This window comes from Actinosynnema sp. (genome assembly GCF_052038725.1).
Genome location: NZ_JBQGCX010000615.1, coordinates 1 through 3,376, shown reverse-complemented (window position 1 = coordinate 3,376; position 3,376 = coordinate 1). Strand labels below are relative to the sequence as shown.

Annotated in this window: 3 protein-coding genes; all 3 read left to right on the top strand. The window is 72.4% G+C overall.

Annotated features, from left to right (window positions below; genetic code table 11):
* Positions 1–407, top strand: a 407-nt coding sequence (locus ACTUAL_RS12980; protein ID WP_440900411.1) for a DUF948 domain-containing protein, incomplete at its 5' end; no start/stop codon positions are given.
* Complete coding sequence (locus ACTUAL_RS12975; protein WP_440900410.1) at positions 404–667, top strand: hypothetical protein; 264 nt, start codon at positions 404–406, stop codon at positions 665–667. The genes ACTUAL_RS12980 and ACTUAL_RS12975, both read left to right, overlap by 4 nt.
* Before the next feature lie 54 nt (positions 668–721).
* Positions 722–3,376, top strand: a 2,655-nt coding sequence (alaS, locus tag ACTUAL_RS12970) for an alanine--tRNA ligase (RefSeq protein WP_440900409.1), incomplete at its 3' end; no start/stop codon positions are given.

Genomic DNA, 3,376 nt, shown 5'->3' with positions numbered 1-3,376 from the left:
TGTCGCCAGGGCAGATCGCCGCGCTGGTCGCCGCCGGCGCGTTCGTGCTGCTTGTGCTGCTCATGGGGATCGCCCTCTTCAAGCTCGGGCGCACGCTCGACGAGGCGACGATCGCCATCCGCAAGGCGCACCAGAACAGCGACCCGATCTTCAGCGGCGCCAACGCCACGATCACGCACGTCAACACCCAGTTGGAGCGCGTGGACGGCATCACCGCCAACGCGCGTGCGGTGACCGGCAACGTGTCCGCGCTGACGTCCCTGTTCACCGCCACCCTCGGCGGACCCCTGGTCAAGGCCGCCGCGCTGTCCTACGGCGTGAGCAAGGCCGTCCGGTCCCGCCGCAAGGCCGCCGAGGCCAGGGTGAACAAGCACGCCGCGCGTCGCACGCGCAGGGGGAACCGATGAGCAGGCTGTTCTGGCTCGGGGTCGGGGTCGCCGCGGGCGTCCTCGCCACCCGCAAGGCCAACCAGGCCGCCCACGCCGCCACGCCCGCGGGCATCGGCGCGAACGTGGGCGAGGGCCTGCGCGAGCTGGCCACCGCCATCGGCTCCTTCGGCGCCGAGGTGCGCGCGGGCATGGTCGAGCGCGAGCACGTGCGGCTGGAGAGGGTCGTGGGGCAGACGGGCCACACCCCGGGTCGGCGCGCGCGCCGGGCTAACGAGTGACGTGGTGCGCCGCGCCGCGCAAGGAAGACCGCCACCACAGCCAAGGACCCGACCGTGCAGACACACGAGATCATCAAGCGCTTCCGCGAGCACTTCGAGAACGCCGGGCACGCCGTCGTCCCCAGCGCCTCCCTGCTGCTGGACGACCCGAACCTGCTGTTCGTCAACGCGGGCATGGTGCCCTTCAAGCCCTACGTCCTCGGTGAGGCCCCGTCGCCGCACAAGCGCGCCACCAGCGTGCAGAAGTGCGTGCGCACCCCGGACATCGACGAGGTCGGCAAGACCACCCGCCACCTGACGTTCTTCCAGATGGCGGGCAACTTCTCGTTCGGCGACTACTTCAAGGAAGACGCCATCCGGCTCGCCTGGGACCTGGTCACCAAGTCCCAGGACGACGGCGGCTACGGCTTCGACCCCGAGCGCCTGTGGGTCACCGTCTACCTGGACGACGACGAGGCCGCCGACCTGTGGCAGAAGATCGCCGGTCTGCCGCCGGAGCGCATCCAGCGCCGGGACGTCGAGGACAACTACTGGTCCATGGGCGTCCCCGGCCCGTGCGGCCCGTGCTCGGAGATCTACTACGACCGCGGCCCCGAGTTCGGCGCCGAGGGCGGCCCGGTCGTGGACGAGGACCGGTACCTGGAGATCTGGAACCTGGTCTTCATGCAGAACGAGCGCGGGGCGGGCGGCGCCAAGCGCGACTACCCGATCCTGGGCGAGCTGCCGTCCAAGAACATCGACACCGGCATGGGCGTCGAGCGGGTGGCGTTCCTGCTGCAGGGCGTGGACAACGTCTACGAGACCGACCTGGTGCGGGCCGTCATCACCAAGGCCGAGGAGCTGTCCGGCCGCAAGTACGGCGACAACCCGACGGACGACGTCCGCTTCCGGGTCATCGCCGACCACGCGCGCTCCGGCGTGCTGCTCGTCGGCGACGGCGTCACCCCCGGCAACGAGGCCCGCGGCTACGTGCTGCGCCGCCTGCTGCGCCGCATCGTGCGCTCCTCGCGCCTGCTGGGCGTGACCGAGCCGGTGCTCCAGACGTTCGCCGCCGTCGTGCGCGACACCATGGGCCCCTCCTACCCGGAGCTGGTCAGCGGGTTCGCCCGCATCGAGCAGGTCCTCAAGGCCGAGGAGGACACGTTCCTGCGCACGCTGGACGCGGGCTCCCGGATCTTCGAGACCGCCGCGGGGGCGGTGAAGTCGCAGGGCCGCGCGATCCTGCCCGGTGACAAGGCCTTCCAGCTGCACGACACCTACGGGTTCCCGATCGACCTCACCCTGGAGATGGCCTCCGAGGCCGGTCTGACGGTGGACGAGGACGGCTTCCGCAAGCTCATGGCCGAGCAGCGCGCCCGCGCCAAGGCCGACGCGGCGGGCAAGAAGACCGGCCACGGCGACCAGACGGTGTACCGCGAGCTGCTGGAGCTGGGCGCCACCGAGTTCACCGGCTACACCGAGCTGGCCAGCGAGGCCGTGCTGCGCGGCATCGTGTCCGGCGGCAAGCGGGTCAAGTCCGCCCGCGAGGGCGACATCGTCGAGGTCGTGCTCGACCGCACCCCCCTGTACGCCGAGTCCGGCGGCCAGGAGAGCGACGCGGGCGTGATCGTCTCCGGCGGCGCCGAGCTGGAGGTCGTGGACGTCCAGAAGGTCGCCCGCAAGCTGTGGGTGCACCAGGTCCGCGTGGTCTCCGGCGAGATCGCCGAGGGCGAGAAGGTCGAGGCGCGCGTCGACGCCGAGTGGCGCGTCGGGGCCCGCCAGGGGCACTCGGGCACGCACGTCGTGCACGCCGCCCTGCGCCAGGTGCTCGGCCCGTCCGCGCTCCAGTCCGGCTCGTACAACAAGCCCGGCTACCTGCGGCTCGACTTCGCCTGGACCGGCGGCCTGTCCGAGTCCACGCGCAGCGAGATCGAGGAGGTCTCGAACCTGGCGGTCCGCAAGGACCTGCCGGTGAGCGTGGTCTACACCGACATGTCCGGCGCCCAGGAGATGGGCGCGGTCGCGCTGTTCGGCGAGACCTACGACGAGACCGTGCGCGTGGTCGAGATCGGCGGGCGGTGGTCGCGCGAGCTGTGCGGTGGCACGCACGTCGAGCACTCCTCGCAGATCGGCCCCATCACCGTCATCGGCGAGTCGTCGGTCGGCTCCGGGGTGCGACGGCTGGAGGCCTACGTCGGCATCGAGGCGTTCAAGTACCTCGCCCAGGAGCGGGCGCTGGTGCAGAACGTGGCCTCCATGCTGAAGGTGCCCGACGCCGAGGTGCCCGCCCGCGTCGAGGCGCTGGTCGAGCGGCTGCGCGCGGCCGAGAAGGAGCTGGAGAAGGTCCGCTCCGCCCAGCTCGTGGCCTCCGCCGGGTCGCTGGTCTCGCAGGCGCTGGACGTGCGCGGCGTGTCCGTGCTCGCGCTGGCCCTGCCGGAGGGCACCTCCGGCGGCGACGTGCGCGCGATCGCCAGCGAGGTGCGCGGCCGGATGGCCGACAAGCCCGGCGTGGTCGCGCTGTTCGCCCCGGACGGCGAGAAGGTCAGCTTCGTCGTCGCCACCACGGCGGGGGCCCGCGACCTGGGTCTCGCCGCGGGCAAGCTCGTGCCCGCCTTCGCGCCCGCCGTCGGCGGCCGTGGCGGCGGCAAGCCCGACCTGGCCCAGGGCGGTGGCACCAACCCGGCGGGCGTGCCGCAGGCCGTGGCCGCCGTGCTCGCCGAGGTGGAACGC

Bases quoted from the DNA above. Each gene is read 5' to 3' on its own strand.
- ACTUAL_RS12975 (WP_440900410.1), top strand. From the start codon at position 404: ATGAGCAGGCTGTTCTGGCTCGGGGTCGGGGTCGCCGCGGGCGTCCTC.